This window comes from Streptomyces odontomachicola, from assembly GCF_039605595.1.
Classification (GTDB): Bacteria; Actinomycetota; Actinomycetes; order Streptomycetales; family Streptomycetaceae; genus Streptomyces.
In genome coordinates this window covers 1-14,085 of the sequence record NZ_JBCFOK010000004.1, presented here as the reverse complement: position 1 = coordinate 14,085, position 14,085 = coordinate 1, and the positions used below count along the sequence as shown (strand labels likewise).

Genomic DNA, 14,085 nt, shown 5'->3' with positions numbered 1-14,085 from the left:
AGCCGAGTTCCTGTGTACGTGAAACGGCCCCGGCCCCCAAGGAGGGGAGCCGGGGCCGTTTCACGGCGGGAGAGGCCTTACAGCGCGACGCCCAGCAGCGCGTCCACCGTGCGCGAGACCAGGCCCGGCGCGCCCTCGTCGTCGCCGCCCGCGCGCTCCTGCTCGGCGGCCCAGGCGTCCACGGCGCGCAGCGCCGCGGGCGAGTCGAGGTCGTCGGCGAGCGCGGCGCGCACCGACTCCAGCATGCCCTCGGCGGCGGGGCCGTCGGGCCGGGAGACGGCCGAACGCCAGAGCTCCAGGCGGGACTTGGCCTCCTCCAGGTGCGCCTCGGTGTACTCCCAGTCGTCCCTGTAGTGGTTGGCGAGCAGACAGAGCCGGATCGCGGCGGGGTCCACGCCCTCCTTGCGCAGCCCGGAGACGAACACCAGGTTGCCCTTGGACTTGGACATCTTCTCGCCGTCGAGGCCGACCATCCCGGCGTGCACATAGCTCTGCGCGAACGGGAACTCGGCGGTCAGCGCCTGCGCGTGCGAGGCGCCCATCTCGTGGTGCGGGAAGGCCAGGTCGGAGCCGCCGCCCTGCACGTCGAAGCCCATGCCCAGGTGCTGGAGCGCGATGGCCACGCACTCGATGTGCCAGCCGGGGCGGCCCTCCCCGAGCGAGGCGCCGTCCCAGGAGGGCTCGCCCTCGCGCACGGCCGACCACAGCAGCGGGTCGAGCGGGTTCTTCTTGCCGGGGCGCTCCGGGTCGCCGCCGCGCTCGGCCGACAGCAGGCGCATCGTTTCCGCGTCCAGCCGGGAGACCGCGCCGAAGTGCGGGTCGGCGTCCACCGAGAAGTACACGTCGCCGTCGAGGTCGTAGGCGGCGCCCAGCTCGCGCAACCGCTCCACCATGGGAACGATCCACGGGATGGACTCCACCGCGCCGACGAAGTGCTCGGGCGGCAGCATCCGCAGGGCCGTCATGTCCTCGCGGAACAGGGCGGTTTCGCGCTCGGCGAGCGCCTCCCAGTCCTCACCGGTCTCGTTCGCCCGCTCCAGGAGGGGGTCGTCGACGTCGGTGACGTTCTGTATGTACTGCACCTGCCGCTTGGTGTCGAGCCACACGCGCTGCACGAGGTCGAACGCGTTGTAGGTCGCCGCGTGACCGAGGTGGGTCGCGTCGTACGGGGTGATGCCGCAGACGTATATGCGGGCGACGGGACCGGGCGCGAGGGTGACGCGGCCGCCGGTCGCGGTGTCGTGGATCGCGAGGTCGCGGCCCTGACCAGGCAGGGCGGGGACCTCGGAAGCGGGCCAGGCATGCATGCATCGAGCCTAACCCGGACCGCAGTTCCGTAATCGGACGAGTGCGCGCACAGTCCGTACAGGCGATGCGAGATATCAGACAGGCGGCCAGGGAATAGCGGGCCAGTCGCCGCTCGGCATGGGGTGCTTCCCGGTGCTGAGCATCGCCTCGGTCCGCTTGCGTACGGCGTCCAGCTCGGCCCCCGTGATCAGCTCCGACAGCCGTTCCGCCAGCTCACCGCCCTCCGCGAGCCCCGCGGCCAGACGGCGCAGCACCCCGCTCGCCTCGGCGGTCAGCTCCTCGCCGGCCCAGCCCCACAGGAGGGTGCGCAGCTTGTCGTCGGCGTTGAAGGTGACCCCGTGGTCGATGGCCCACAGCCGCCCCTCCGCGTCGGTGAGCAGATGGCCGCCCTTGCGGTCGCCGTTGTTGATGACCGCGTCGAGCACCGCGAGCCGCCGCAGCCGCTCGTCGTCCGCGTGCACCAGCAGCGCCGTGCGGCCCTCGCCGACCTCGGCGAACGCCACCGGCTTCCAGCCCTCACCGGGTTCGCCCTCGACGAGCGCGAGCAACTGGGGCTGTTCCGGAGCGGGTTGGTCCTCACCGTCGGCTTCCCCGGGCTCGGGCTCCGGCTCCTCGATCCAGAGCTGGACCATGCCCTCCCCGTACGGCCCGTCCCGCAGCACGGTCGGGGGCACCAGGTCCCAGCCGGCGGCCCGCGACACCTCGTACGCGGCGACCTCGCGCTGCGCCAGCGTCCCGTCGGGGAAGTCCCACAGCGGACGCTCGCCGGCCACCGGCTTGTACACGCAGTCCAGGGCGCGGCCCTCGTGCTCGGCGGTGCAGTACAGCACCGCGTTCGAGGCGCCGCCGATCCTCCCCCGTACGGTCAGCTCCCCCCGCGAGAGCACCCGGAGGACCTCGTCGGTCGCACCGGTGCCGCTCATTCTTCGCCGCGCCGGTATCCGTTCTGGCGGGGGCACACATGGCCCTCCGGGTCCAGCGGGAGGCTGCACAGCGGGCACGGCGGGCGGCCCGCGTTCACCACCTCCAGCGCGCGCTTGGCGAAGTTGCGCGCCATGGTGCCGCTGAGGCGGACCCGCAGCATGGGCGGGCCGTTCTCGTCGTCCTGGAGCAGCCGCTCCTCGGCCTCCGCCAGGTCCTCGTCGGAGTCGGCCTCCATCTCGACGATGGCCTGCGCCTCGACGACCATGCACTCGCCGTCGCCGTCCCAGGCCAGGGCCATGGTGCCGACCCGGAACTCCTCCTCGACGGGGGACTCGAGCGGTGCCATGTCGTCGATCTCGGACGGGGCCACGGCGGGCACCGGGGCATTGCCGCCGGAGCGCCGGACCACCTCGTCCAGCAGCTCGTCGATGCGCTCCGCGAGGGCCTCCACCTGTGCCTTCTCCAGGGCGACGCTGGTGGTGCGGCCCGCGGCTGACGCCTGGAGATAGAAGGTGCGCCGCCCGGGCAGACCGACCGTGCCGGCGACGAATCGGTCCGGCTGGTCGTAGTGGAACACCTGACGGGACACGTCCTGCTCCGTTGAGTCGTCGACTTCTCGGTCAATGGGCACCCTACTGCCCGGGCCGATCATCGCGCTTACACGCCGCCCCCCACAGCGGCGTTGCCCTGCGCGTCCCCGCCGGAGCCCTGCGCGCCGCCGTCCCCGCCGGCCGCTCCGTCCGCCGCACCGCCGGCCTCTCCCGACCGCTCCCCCGCGGCCTCCTCCGGCGGGGCCAGCGAACCAAGCTCCCCGGTGTCGCCGAGCCGCAGCAGGAAGGGCCGCAGCGGGGTGTAGCGGATCGCGGTGACCGAGCAGGGGCCCACGGAGATCCGCTGGAACAGGTCGAGGTGCATGCCCAGCGCGTCGGCCACGATCGCCTTGATGATGTCGCCGTGCGAGCACATCAGATAGGCCGCGTTCTCGCCGTGCTCGGCCGCGACGCGCGCGTTCCAGTCCCGTACGGCCTCCACCGCGCGGTTCTGCATCCCGCGCATCGACTCACCGCCCGGGAAGGCGGCCGCCGAGGGGTGCTGCTGCACGGTGGTCATCAGCGGCTCCTCGCCCAGCTCGGAGAGCTTGCGGCCGCTCCAGTCGCCGTAGTCGCACTCGCCGATCCGCTCGTCCTGGTGCGGCACGGCCAGCTCGGGCCGCGCGTACGCCAGCGGCGCGAGGGTCTCGCGGCAGCGCTGCAGCGGGCTGCTGACGGCGGTGGCCAGCGGTACGGAGGCGAGCCGCTCGGGCAGCCCCTCGGCCTGCGTCCTGCCGTGCTCGTCGAGCGCGACACCGGGGGTCCAGCCGGCGAGCAGCCCCTCGGTGTTGGCCGTGGAGCGTCCGTGCCGTACGAGGATCAGCGTGGGCATGCCCGCCACCCTAGGTCAGCCTCCACGGACGCGGCACAGCGGTTGTGTCCCGCGCCCCGCGGGGTACCTTGCGACAGGTGATCGTCGATTGCGCCATCTACCGGGAGGGCGTCCGCACCGAGGGCCCGTCCGACTTCGCGGCCGCGCTGAACGAGGCGCGGCAGGCCGGCGACGCCTTCCTGTGGATCGGCCTGCACGAGCCGACCGAGACCGAATTCAACCGGGTGACCAGCGAATTCGGCCTGCACCCGCTGGCCGTCGAGGACGCGCTGCACGCCCACCAGCGGCCCAAGCTGGAGATCTACGACGACTCGCTCTTCCTGGTGCTGAAGCCGACCTCGTACGACGAGGAGACCCAGGCGGTGACGGCCGACGAGCTGATGGTGTTCGTCGGCGACTGCTTCGTGGTGACCGTGCGGCACGGCGCGGCCAACCCGCTGGGCAGCGTGCGCAGGCGTCTGGAGGAGGACCCCGAGGTGCTGCGGCACGGCCCGACCGCGGTGATGTACGGGGTGAGCGACGCGGTCGTGGACCACTACCTGGAGGTGGTCACCGACCTCCACGACGACCTGGAGGCGCTGGAGGAGGCGGTGTTCGCGCCGTCCAGGGCGGGCCACGGGATCGCCAACCGGATCTACGAGTTCAAGCGGCAGGTGCTGGAGTTCCGCCGGGCCACGGGGCCGCTGGCCGAGCCGATGGCGCGGCTCTCGGGCGCGGGCATCCCCTTCGTCGACGACCGCTCGCGGCCGTTCTTCCGCGATGTCGGCGACCATCTGACCCGGGTGAACGAGCAGGTGGAGGCCCTGGACAGGCTGCTGTCCGACATCCTCTCGGCCGACCTGGCGCAGATGGGCGTGCAGCAGAACGACGACATGCGCAAGATCTCCGCGTGGGCCGCCATGTTCGCCATCCCGACCGCCATTGCCGGGGTGTACGGGATGAACTTCGACCACATGCCGGAGCTCCACTGGCAGTGGAGCTACCCCGTGGTCCTGGCCGTGATCGCGGGGCTGTGCGTGGGCCTGTACCGCTGGTTCAAGAAGCGCGGCTGGCTGTAGACCCGGGCGCGGCGCGGACCCGGGCGCCCGGGCTCAGGCGAATTCGGGGGCCGAACCGGCCGGACCGCCCAGCGCGTTGCGGTGCTCCGGCATCCGCAGCACGGTCAGCTTCCGCCAGCCGCCGAGCCGCTCGATCACGTACATGGCGTGGATGCCGAGCGTGAGGGCCGCCAGCTTGGGGCGTGACCAGCGCAGGATGCGGGCCATGCGGGACATGACCGCGAGGCTCACGTCGCGGTAGGTGCGCAGCTCCACGCGGACGCTCTCGCGCAGGAGCTGCCGGATCTCGTTCTCGTGCCCCTCACGGGAGAGCCGGAGCAGTTCCTCGTGGCAGTAGGCGAGGTGGTTCTCCTCGTCCTGGCAGATCATCCGCACCGCGCGGCCGATCTCCGGGTGGTCCATGAAGTGCTTGCGCAGCATCTCCATCTGCTCCGCCGCCCGCTGCTCGGTGATCCGGCTGTGCGCGAGGTAGGCCAGCACGTCGTGCTCGGTGAGCTGCTCGTCGCGGCGCAGCTTCTCGTGCGCGAGGCCGATGCCCAGGCCCTCCAGCAGCATCGTGTAGTCGGCGTCCTCGGGGACCTCGGCGGGTTCGAGCCCGCGCTTCTGGAGCAGCGCGTTGAAGATCCGGCCGTGCTTGTCCTCGTCCCAGCCGTGCCGGGCGACCTTGGGCGCGAGGGCGCGCTGCGAGTCGGGCAGCAGCGCCGCGATCCGCCCGTTCTCCCAGCCGCCCTGGGCCTCCCCCGCGGCGGCGATGGAGCAGAAGAGCCGGAACGACTCGTCGTTGTCGATGATCTCCTGGAACAGGCTTCGGGCCGACAGCATGACTGCACCTCCGTACGCGACATCCGCGAAGAATGAGTCAAATGCCGTGGCCACCGGCGGGCAACAGGGCCGCCCCGCATCTGCGCCGAACGATGGAGCGCGTTGGTGCCGCCGGGGCGTAACCACCGGCGTAGACGGGGCGTTGTGCACCGTGACGGCCGTGGCGGGGAAGACCCCGAGCCCCCACCACGGCCGCAATAATGCCCTCAGCCCCCTGGGCGGGCGCCCCTCAGGACTCCGCGAGCCCGGCCCGCTCCACGGCCTCCACGCCCGCGCGCAGCGAGGTCAGCCGCTCCTCCAGGGAGAAGCCCGCGGGCGCCAGCGACAGCGTGGTCACCCCGGCCTCCGCGTACGCCTGCATGCGGTCGGCGATGCGCTCGACCGGGCCGAGCAGCGTGGTGGAGTCGATGAGCTCGTGCGGGACGGCGGCCGCCGCGCCCTCCTTGTCCTTCGCCAGGTACTTGTCCTGGATCTCGGCGGCCTCCTTCTCGTACCCCATGCGCTGCGCGAGCCGGTTGTAGAAGTTCTGCTTGCGGCTGCCCATGCCGCCCACGTACAGCGCCGTGTACGGGCGGAACTGGTTGGCCAGCGCCGCCGGGTCGTCCCCGACCGCCATCGGCACGGTCGGTACGACGTCGAAGCCGGTCATGTCCTTGCCCGCCTTCTCCCGCCCGGCGCGCAGGTGCCGCAGCGTGGTGTCCTCGGCGTGCTCGGGCGAGAAGAAGATCAGCAGCGCGCCGTCCGCGATCTCGCCGGTCTGCTCCAGGTTCTTGGGGCCGATCGCGGCGATGTAGAGCGGGATCTCGTCGCGTACGGGGTGCACGGTCATCTTGATCGGCTTGCCGGGCCCGTCCGGCAGCGGCAGCGTCCAGTGCTCGCCCTCGTGCGCCAGCCGCTCCCGGGACATGGCCTTGCGGATGATCTCCACGTACTCGCGGGTGCGGGCCAGCGGCTTGTCGAACTTCACCCCGTACCAGCCCTCGGAGACCTGCGGGCCCGAGACGCCGAGGCCGAGCCGGAAGCGGCCGCCGCTCAGGGTGTCCAGGGTGGCCGCCGTCATGGCGGTCATCGCGGGCGCGCGGGCCGGGATCTGGAAGATCGCGGAGCCCACGTCGATGCTCTCGGTCTGGGCCGCGACCCAGGTCAGCACGGTGGCGGCGTCGGATCCGTACGCCTCGGCCGCCCAGCACACGTCGTACCCGAGCCGGTCGGCCTCCTGGGCGACCGCGAGGTTGTCCGCGTCCATCCCGGCGCCCCAGTAGCCGAGGTTGATCCCGAGTCGCATGGCGCGTCCCCTTACTGATCAGTAACGTCCCTGTCGCCGGGACTCTAGCGCGGGGCCGCAAGTAACCTCAACGGCCATGGAGCAACGCCATCTCGGCCATACGGGGCTGCGCGTGTCCCGTCTCGGACTCGGCACGCTGACCTGGGCGCGGGACACCGGGGAGCACGAAGCGGCCGAGCTGCTGAAGACCTTCTGGGAGGCCGGCGGCACCCTGGTGGACACCGCCGACGTCTATGCGGACGGCGGCTCCGAGTACCTCCTGGGCAGGCTGCTGAGCGGGCTGGTCCCGCGCCGCGACCTCGTCGTCGCCACCAAGGCGGGCTGCGTGCCCGACGCGCGCCGCCGCTTCGACTGCTCGCGCGGCCACCTGCTGGACGCGCTCGACGCCTCGCTGGACCGGCTCGGCACCGACTACGTCGACCTGTGGCAGGTGCACGCCTTCGACCCGCTCACCCCGCTCGACGAGACCCTCCAGGCGCTGGACATCGCGGTGGCCTCGGGCCGGGCCCGCTATGTCGGGGTGTCCAACTTCAGCGGCTGGCAGCTCGCCAAGGCCGCCGCCTGGCAGCTCGGCGCCCCGGGTGTGCGGACGAGGCTCTCCAGCACGCAGATGGAGTACTCGCTGCTCCAGCGCGGCGTGGAGCGCGAAGTGCTGCCCGCGGCGCAGGACTTGGGGCTCGGGCTGCTGCCCTCGTCGCCGCTGGGCCGCGGGGTGCTCACCGGCAAGTACAGGAACGGGGCGCCGCCGGGCTCGCGGGGCGCGTCCGAGACCATGGGGGCTTTCGTCTCCCCGTATCTGGACGAGGAGGCGGAACGGATCACCGACGCGGTCACCACGGCGGCCGACGGCCTGGCCGTCACCCCGCTCCAGGTGGCACTCGCCTGGGTGCGCGACCGGCCGGCAGTGGCCGCCCCGCTCCTCGGCGCGCGGACGTCGCAGCAGCTCACGGAGGCATTGTCAGTGGAGGGGCTTAGTCTTCCAGACGAAATCCGCCGGGCGCTGGACGACGTGTCGGCTCCGGTGCACCGCTATCCCGACCACGACTGGAGCGAGCTGTGACGAACGACAAGGCAGCGGAACTCCTCGCGGCCGTGCGCGCGGTGGAGAGCGGCGAGGCATCCGCTGCCTCCTTCTTCACCGCGCCGCAGCAGGCCCCCGCGCCCCGCGCCGCCGAGCGCCCCGCCGCCACCCCTGCGCCGCGCCCCGAGGACGCCGGGCCCGTCCCGGTCCCCGAGGACGTGCCCGCGCTGCTGGCCGAGGGCGGCGCCCCCGGCGAGCTGGCCCCGCAGGTCGCCGAGGCGCTCGGCGCGCAGGCGGCCGAGGTGCTGCGCGCCGACCCGTGGCAGCTCCTCGCGGTGCGGGAGGTGCGCCCCGAGCAGGCCGACGGCTTCGCGCGTGCGCTGCTCGGCGAGGAGTGCGGACCGGAGGACGGGCGCCGGGTGCGGGCCATGGCGGTGCGCGTGCTGGAGGACGCCGCGCGCAAGGGGCACACGGTCCTGGAGCCCGGCGCTCTGACCAAGGCCCTTGAGCAGTACGGCGTCCCCGACCCCGAGGAGGCGGTGCGCGGCGCGGTGGACGAGGGCGCCGTGCTGGTCTTCGAGGACGCGCTGGAGGAGGGCGGTGCGGGAGCGTCGGGCGCGGGGGCGTCGGGCGCAGGCGCTGCGGGCACGGGCGCTGCGGCCCCCGCCGCCGGGGACGCGGGCGAGGGCGAGGACGCCGAGGAGGAGCGGCCCGTACGCATGTCGATGGGCCTCGACCGCTATGCCCTGGCCGAGGAGACCGTCGCCGACGGCCTGGCCCGCCTCACCAGCACCTTCCGCGTACCGGAGGAGGCAGGAGCGGCACAGCAGGCCGAGGAAGGCGCGGCGACCGAGGAGGGCGCGGGCGAGGACCCCTCGGAGGCCGCCGACGCTCAAGAGGGCGCCCAGGAGGGCGGCGCCCCGCCCGCGCCGACCGCCGAAGCCTGGGAGGAGGCCGCACAGGCAGCCCCCTCCCCCTCCGCCGCCGAGCTGATCCGCGCGGCCGCCGGACACGGACTGGTCGCGCACACCGGCGGCGAGGCAGCGCGCGCCGAGCCGGCCGCGCTGGTCGCCGCGGCACGGGGGCTGGGCCTGCGCGCGTACGCCGCGGCGCACACGGAGAACGGACGGCTGCGCCTGGCACGCCAGTTGGGCGACGGCGGCGAGGAGGCCGTGCTCACCGTCGCCGGACTGCTCGCGGGGCGCGAGGGCCCGGCACGCGGTGAGTACGGCGCATGGGAGCTGGACGTCCTGACCGTGTGCGACGCCCCGCAGCTCGACGCCGAGACCGCCGCGGCCCTCGTCGAGTCGCTGCCCGACGGCGCGCGGCTGGTGCTCAGCGGCGACCCGCAGGTGCTCGGCTCGGCGGGCCCCGGGCGGGTGTTCGCCGACGTGCTGGCGGCCCGCACCTGCCCGGTCCTCGCCTCCCGTACGCCGGATCCGGGACCGGTCGGCGAGCTGGTCTCCGGCATCGGCATCGGCGAGCTCCAGCAGGTCGAGGCGCCCGGCAAGGAGGTCGTGATCGTCCCGGTGCGCGATCCGGGCGAGGCGGTGCACCGCACCGTGCAGCTCGTCGCCGACTCGGTGCCCCGCGCCATCGGCGTCCCCTCCGAGCGCACCCAGGTGGTGACCGTCGGCCACGGAGGCCCCGCCGGCACCCGCGCCCTCAACGCCGCGCTCAAGGAGCGGATCAACCCGGGCCCCGGGCGCTTCGGCGGCTTCGACCCCGGCGACAGGGTGGCCCACTCCCCCGCTCCCGGGCGCACCGCGCTGGGCTCCGTGGTCTCCGCCGACGAGACGGGGCTCCAACTGAACTGCGCGGGGCGGCAGCTGACCGTCCCCAAGAAGCGGGTGGCGCAGACCGTGCGGCACGGCTGGGCGGTGACGGCCCATCAGGCGGCCGGCTCCCGCTGGCCCGCCGCCGTCGTCGTGCTGCCCGGCGACGCGGCCCCGGGGCTCACCCGCGAGTGGGTCTACACCGCCTTCGGCCGCGGCGAGCGCCATCTGTCCGTGGTGCACGGCGTGGAGGACGCGCTGCCCCGCGCCGTGCAGTCGGCCCATGTGCCCGAGCGCAGCACCCGGCTGCGCGGCCTGCTGGCCCAGGCGGCACGCGAGGCGGCAGCACCGGCGGCGGAGACGGCGGGCCCGGCGGCATGAGCCGCGCGGGGCCCGGGGGTCGAGCCCCGGGCCCCGCAGGGATCTCCTGTGACGGCCCGTTGCTTACGGGACGCCGCCGTGCCGGTCCTCGTCGTCCAGCAGCTCCTCGTCGTCGAAGGCGGAGCTCACGTCGAAGCGGCACACCACCTGCTCGGGATCCGCCTGGTCGAAGGGCGCCGTCAGCCACTCCCCCGGCTCGCTCGGCTCCTCCGAGGCCACCACCCACAGCGTGGAGTCTCCCTCTTCGAGGCCGAACTCCTTGTGCCGGGTGGCGATCTCGTCCGGCTCGTACTCCCCGAACAGCACGCCCAGCGCCGCGTACACGCTGCTGCCCGCCGAGGACCCCGCGATCCCGTCGTCGTCCGCCGACTCCGGGTCCAGGTCGGTGACCCGCTGCGCCTGGGTCAGCATCCGCTGCGGGTGCGCCACCGTGTAGTCCCTGCGGATCAGGACGGTCAGCGCATGGGGCTCGTCGGGCCCCGCGTACGGCGGCATCGCCTCGCTGCCGGGGCCCGGGATCTCGAAGGGCGTGACCTCGTCATAGGCCTCGTACAGCAGCTCGTCGTAGCGCTCGCCCGCGGCGGCCAGCGCGTCGAAGGCCGCATAGACGGCGGCGTCGGCCTCCGCGCCGTTCCGGGCGGCCTGCTCGTCGTCCGCAGCGTCCTCAGCCGCCCCGGCCCGCCGTTCGACGGCCTCGAGATGGCGGTCCAGCGCGGCCTTGACCGCGTCGGCGGCGGCACGTACGTCGGCAGCGGTGGGCTGCGCAGCATCAGACATAGTGCAGACGCTATCCGCAGAGGGCCGCTGCCCGCACAATAGATGCGATGCCGGAATACGAATTTCGTGATGTGTACGTCCCTCGCGGTACTTCGCGCAGAGCCGCGACCAAGCTCCTGACGGAGCACGCCGAGTACGGGCACTGGGAGTTGGCCCGCACCCGCCTCTATCCGGACGGAAGCCGGAGGGTGCGGCTGCGGCGCCGCATCATCCGCCAGCTGCGCGCCACATGGTGACGGCGGAGCGGGCCCCTCCGCGGGGCCCGCTCCGCCGTCGCTCGCGTATCCGGCGCGCCGCTCAGTGGCGCGCGGCCGCCTGCATCCTGCGGCCGCGCCGGTAGAGCACGTAGCCGCCGACGAGCAGGCCGGCGCCCAGCGGCGCCATGTACTGCACGCCGAAGTCGGAGCCGGTCTCCGCCAGCTGCGGCCCCGCGCTCCGCGCCGGAGCCTGCGCGGGCTCCGCACGGACCGGCTCGGAGCCGCGCACCTCGGCGGGCCGGTGCTGCGGCGAGCCGCCGCCCTCCGGCGCCGGCCCCTGCTGCGGGTCGGAGGCGTGCTCCGCTCCGCCGCCGTTGGGCGCGGGGCCACCGCCGCCGCTCGGGTCCGGCGCCGGACTCCCGCCGCCCCCGCGGTCCTCGCCCGCACCGCTGCCGGGCGAGGAGTGCCCACCGCCCCCGTGCTCCGGCGAGTGCCCCGAACCCTGCCCGTTCGGCGCGCCGCCGCGGTCCTGCCCGGGGCCGCCGGTCTCGGCCGAGCCGCCGTTCTCGCAGCCGTTCCCGGAGGCCGGGTTGAGTGCCGCGATCACGTTCGCGGTGTTGCCGCAGGCGTTCACCGGCACATCGAGCGGCGCCTCCAGGGAGTTGCCCGACAGCACGCCGGGCGAGCCCGTCGACCCCCCTTCGGCGCCGGAGTCGGCCTGTGCCATGCCGCCGGACATGGCGAGCACGCCACTGGCCGCGACAACGGTGAGCAGGCCCTTCTTGGTGACCTGTCGCATGGTTCGATCCCCTGCCTTGCCTTCTGCCTTGCTGGTGGGCGAGTGCTGTGCGAAAGAACGCTGATCGCAACGCCCCGAGAGACCCGACGGCCCCGGAGCGCGGATGCGCGCTCCGGGGCCGTAAGGCGATGTCCTCACGCGGTGACGGCGGTCGTCAGCCGTTCGCGCAGGTGTTGCCGAAGGCGGGGTTCAGCAGCCCGACGACGTTGATCGAGTTGCCGCACGCGTTGATCGGGATGTGGACCGGGATCTGGGCGTTGTTGCCCGAGATGACGCCGGGGGACCCCACGGCAGCGCCCTGCGCGCCCGAGTCGGCAACGGCCATGCCCGCGCCAGCGAGCACGAGGCCACCGGTGGCAGCCGCAGCAGCGACAACCTTCTTGATCATTGTTCCTCCTCATTGGCAATGCGATCCCAGCCGCGGACCGCACACCGTGTAACGAGGAAGAGCGAACGGGGGCTACGTGTACGGCGCCAACTTCACCCGTCCGGTCAGCGGGGCACGGATGATCGAAACCTGATGTTCCGTTTCCGCGGTTGACGCGCGGACGGACCGTACGCACGAAGGCCTATCGGCTCGTACGACCGCCCGCGCGGCGACCGCGCACCAGGGGGCACCCGGCCGGGCGCTCAGCTCTGCTCAGCTCTGGTCGAGGAAGCGGTCCAGCACGCGCGTGCCGAACTTCAGCCCGTCCACCGGCACCCGCTCGTCGACGCCGTGGAACATCCCGGCGAAGTCCAGCTCCGGCGGCAGCTTCAGCGGCGCGAACCCGAAGCAGCGGATCCCGAGATCGTCGAAGGACTTGGCGTCGGTGCCGCCGGACAGCATGTACGGCACCGCCTTCGCGATCGGGTCCTCGGCCTGGAGCGAGGACTGCATCGCGTTCACCAGCGCGCCGTCGAAGCCGGTCTCCAGCGCCTTGTCGGCGTGCACGTCCTCGCGGCGTACGCGGGGGCCGAGGAGCCGGTCCAGGTCGGCCAGGAACTCCTCCTCGTACCCCGGCAGGAAGCGGCCGTCGACGTGGGCCGTGGCCTGGCCCGGGATGACGTTGACCTTGTAGCCGGCGCCGAGCTGGGTGGGGGCCGCTGTGTTGTTCAGCGTGGCACCGATGATCTTCGCGATGCCGCCGAGCTTGGCGAGGGTCTCCTCCATGTTCTCCGGGTCGAGCTCGACGCCGAGCGCGTCGGACAGCTCGTCCAGGAAGGAGCGCACGGTCTTCGTCACGCGCACCGGCCACTTGTGCCGGCCCAGCCGCCCGACGGCCTCGCACAGCTCGGTGATCGCGTTGTCGTCGTTGGTCATCGACCCGTGCCCGGCGGTGCCGTCCACGGTGAGCCGCATCCAGTGCATGCCCTTCTGCGCCGTCTCGACCAGATACAGCCGCAGGTTGTCGTTGACCGTGAAGGAGAAGCCGCCGACCTCGCCGATGGCCTCGGTCACGCCCTCGAACACGTCCCGGTGGTTGTCCACGAGGTGCCGCGCCCCGTACACACCCCCGGCCTCCTCGTCCGCCAGGAACGCGAGGACCACGTCACGCGGAGGCTTCCGCCCGCTGCGCATGCGCTCGCGCACCACGGCGAGCGTCATCGCGTCCATGTCCTTCATGTCGACGGCGCCGCGCCCCCAGACGCAGTCGTCGACGATCTCCCCGGAGAAGGGGTGGTGCGTCCAGTCGTCGGCGTTCGCCGGTACGACGTCGGTGTGCCCGTGGATGAGCAGCGCGGGGCGGGAGCTGTCCTCGCCCTCGATGCGCGCGACGGTCGAGGCGCGTCCGGGCCGGGACTCGATGATCTGCGGCTCGATCCCCACCTCGGCCAGCTTCTCCGCCACGTACTCGGCGGCACGGCGCTCGCCCGGCCCGTCCTGGTCAGGACCGTAGTTGCTGGTGTCGATCCGGATGAGATCGCGGCAGAGATCGACAACCTCACTCTCGGCGTTCACGCCCGCACTGTCCGACGCCGGATTCGACTGGCTCACGCTGCCTCCTCGTATCGCGTTCTCGTCGCCCCATCCTCCCGCTTCCCCCCGCCCGCCCCAAGGCCAGGTCGACGTGATCGAGCACCCCTCACAGGGTGCTAAAGTTGTGTACGTCGCCGCGGCCGAGACCGCGGGGCCACCACGTCGGGGTGGCGGAATGGCAGACGCGCTAGCTTGAGGTGCTAGTGCCCTTTACAGGGCGTGGGGGTTCAAGTCCCCCTCCCGACACGACCACTACGCCAACGGGTGGTGTGGGGCGCGCGTCGGGCCACAACCCCCGGGGGGTGTGTTTTTTTGTTTGGGGCCGCCCCAACAGCCGGGAGACCCCGCCCGTGTGC

Annotated in this window: 14 protein-coding genes and 1 tRNA gene; 5 read left to right on the top strand and 10 right to left on the bottom strand. The window is 73.1% G+C overall.

Annotated elements, in window-relative coordinates; genetic code table 11:
- Positions 1-77: 77 nt before the first annotated feature.
- The 4 genes from mshC to ABEE00_RS07805 form a co-directional block, all read right to left on the bottom strand.
- On the bottom strand, positions 78-1,307 hold the full coding sequence (gene mshC / locus ABEE00_RS07820; protein WP_345744556.1) for a cysteine--1-D-myo-inosityl 2-amino-2-deoxy-alpha-D-glucopyranoside ligase: 1,230 nt from the start codon (positions 1,305-1,307) through the stop codon (positions 78-80).
- A 75-nt stretch (positions 1,308-1,382) separates the two neighbouring features.
- Positions 1,383-2,267: an SCO1664 family protein gene (locus tag ABEE00_RS07815; protein WP_451918517.1), complete on the bottom strand. Its 885-nt coding sequence runs from the start codon at positions 2,265-2,267 to the stop codon at positions 1,383-1,385.
- Positions 2,228-2,821: a DUF3090 domain-containing protein gene (locus ABEE00_RS07810; RefSeq protein WP_345744554.1), complete on the bottom strand. Its 594-nt coding sequence runs from the start codon at positions 2,819-2,821 to the stop codon at positions 2,228-2,230. The genes ABEE00_RS07815 and ABEE00_RS07810 overlap by 40 nt, the downstream gene beginning before the upstream one ends.
- A gap of 68 nt (positions 2,822-2,889) precedes the next feature.
- Entirely contained in the window at positions 2,890-3,654 is a 765-nt protein-coding gene (locus ABEE00_RS07805; protein ID WP_345744553.1) for a histidine phosphatase family protein, read from the bottom strand.
- Positions 3,655-3,722: 68 nt separating this feature from the next.
- On the opposite strand from ABEE00_RS07805, the gene corA reads away from it, so the two are divergent.
- Positions 3,723-4,712: a magnesium/cobalt transporter CorA gene (corA, locus tag ABEE00_RS07800; protein ID WP_345744552.1), complete on the top strand. Its 990-nt coding sequence runs from the start codon at positions 3,723-3,725 to the stop codon at positions 4,710-4,712.
- A gap of 33 nt (positions 4,713-4,745) precedes the next feature.
- On the opposite strand, the gene ABEE00_RS07795 is transcribed toward corA, so the two are convergent.
- Both ABEE00_RS07795 and ABEE00_RS07790 read right to left on the bottom strand, forming a co-directional pair.
- Entirely contained in the window at positions 4,746-5,534 is a 789-nt protein-coding gene (locus ABEE00_RS07795; protein WP_345744551.1) for a ferritin-like domain-containing protein, read from the bottom strand.
- Positions 5,535-5,763: 229 nt separating this feature from the next.
- Positions 5,764-6,819, bottom strand: a complete 1,056-nt coding sequence (locus ABEE00_RS07790) for an LLM class F420-dependent oxidoreductase (RefSeq protein ID WP_345744550.1) — start codon at positions 6,817-6,819, stop codon at positions 5,764-5,766.
- A gap of 76 nt (positions 6,820-6,895) precedes the next feature.
- Between ABEE00_RS07790 and ABEE00_RS07785 the strand changes: the two genes are divergently transcribed.
- Together ABEE00_RS07785 and ABEE00_RS07780 are read left to right on the top strand one after the other, a co-directional pair.
- Positions 6,896-7,879, top strand: coding sequence for an aldo/keto reductase (locus ABEE00_RS07785; protein WP_345744549.1), 984 nt, complete (start codon positions 6,896-6,898; stop codon positions 7,877-7,879).
- Complete coding sequence (locus tag ABEE00_RS07780; protein WP_345744548.1) at positions 7,876-9,996, top strand: helix-hairpin-helix domain-containing protein; 2,121 nt, start codon at positions 7,876-7,878, stop codon at positions 9,994-9,996. The genes ABEE00_RS07785 and ABEE00_RS07780 overlap by 4 nt, the downstream gene beginning before the upstream one ends.
- A 63-nt stretch (positions 9,997-10,059) precedes the next feature.
- Here ABEE00_RS07780 and ABEE00_RS07775 read toward each other — a convergent pair whose 3' ends face one another.
- Positions 10,060-10,773 (bottom strand): hypothetical protein, encoded by a 714-nt coding sequence (locus tag ABEE00_RS07775; RefSeq protein WP_345744547.1) that lies wholly within the window; start codon positions 10,771-10,773, stop codon positions 10,060-10,062.
- 47 nt (positions 10,774-10,820) lie between these two features.
- Here ABEE00_RS07775 and ABEE00_RS07770 point away from each other — a divergent pair, with 47 nt between their 5' ends.
- Positions 10,821-11,009, top strand: a complete 189-nt coding sequence (locus ABEE00_RS07770; protein ID WP_345744546.1) for a DUF5703 family protein — start codon at positions 10,821-10,823, stop codon at positions 11,007-11,009.
- A 61-nt stretch (positions 11,010-11,070) separates the two neighbouring features.
- On the opposite strand, the gene ABEE00_RS07765 is transcribed toward ABEE00_RS07770, so the two are convergent.
- The 3 genes from ABEE00_RS07765 to ABEE00_RS07755 all read right to left on the bottom strand — a co-directional run bounded on the left by ABEE00_RS07765 (position 11,071) and on the right by ABEE00_RS07755 (position 13,747).
- On the bottom strand, positions 11,071-11,769 hold the full coding sequence (locus tag ABEE00_RS07765) for a chaplin (protein WP_345744545.1): 699 nt from the start codon (positions 11,767-11,769) through the stop codon (positions 11,071-11,073).
- A gap of 154 nt (positions 11,770-11,923) precedes the next feature.
- Complete coding sequence (locus ABEE00_RS07760) at positions 11,924-12,157, bottom strand: chaplin (RefSeq protein WP_345744544.1); 234 nt, start codon at positions 12,155-12,157, stop codon at positions 11,924-11,926.
- A gap of 252 nt (positions 12,158-12,409) precedes the next feature.
- The gene (locus ABEE00_RS07755; RefSeq protein ID WP_345744543.1) at positions 12,410-13,747 is read right to left on the bottom strand and encodes a M20/M25/M40 family metallo-hydrolase; all 1,338 of its coding nucleotides are present in this window, start codon (positions 13,745-13,747) and stop codon (positions 12,410-12,412) included.
- Between the two features lie 143 nt (positions 13,748-13,890).
- Here ABEE00_RS07755 and ABEE00_RS07750 point away from each other — a divergent pair.
- A tRNA-Leu gene (locus tag ABEE00_RS07750) sits at positions 13,891-13,975 on the top strand.
- Positions 13,976-14,085 lie beyond the last annotated feature (110 nt).

Excerpts from the sequence above, each read along its gene's own strand:
- mshC (WP_345744556.1), bottom strand. The coding sequence starts at position 1,307 with ATGCATGCCTGGCCCGCTTCCGAGGTCCCCGCCCTGCCTGGTCAGGGC.
- ABEE00_RS07770 (WP_345744546.1), top strand. The coding sequence starts at position 10,821 with ATGCCGGAATACGAATTTCGTGATGTGTACGTCCCTCGCGGTACTTCG.
- ABEE00_RS07795 (WP_345744551.1), bottom strand. The coding sequence starts at position 5,534 with ATGCTGTCGGCCCGAAGCCTGTTCCAGGAGATCATCGACAACGACGAG.
- ABEE00_RS07760 (WP_345744544.1), bottom strand. The coding sequence starts at position 12,157 with ATGATCAAGAAGGTTGTCGCTGCTGCGGCTGCCACCGGTGGCCTCGTG.
- ABEE00_RS07765 (WP_345744545.1), bottom strand. The coding sequence starts at position 11,769 with ATGCGACAGGTCACCAAGAAGGGCCTGCTCACCGTTGTCGCGGCCAGT.
- ABEE00_RS07785 (WP_345744549.1), top strand. The coding sequence starts at position 6,896 with ATGGAGCAACGCCATCTCGGCCATACGGGGCTGCGCGTGTCCCGTCTC.
- ABEE00_RS07805 (WP_345744553.1), bottom strand. The coding sequence starts at position 3,654 with ATGCCCACGCTGATCCTCGTACGGCACGGACGCTCCACGGCCAACACC.
- ABEE00_RS07790 (WP_345744550.1), bottom strand. The coding sequence starts at position 6,819 with ATGCGACTCGGGATCAACCTCGGCTACTGGGGCGCCGGGATGGACGCG.
- ABEE00_RS07775 (WP_345744547.1), bottom strand. The coding sequence starts at position 10,773 with ATGTCTGATGCTGCGCAGCCCACCGCTGCCGACGTACGTGCCGCCGCC.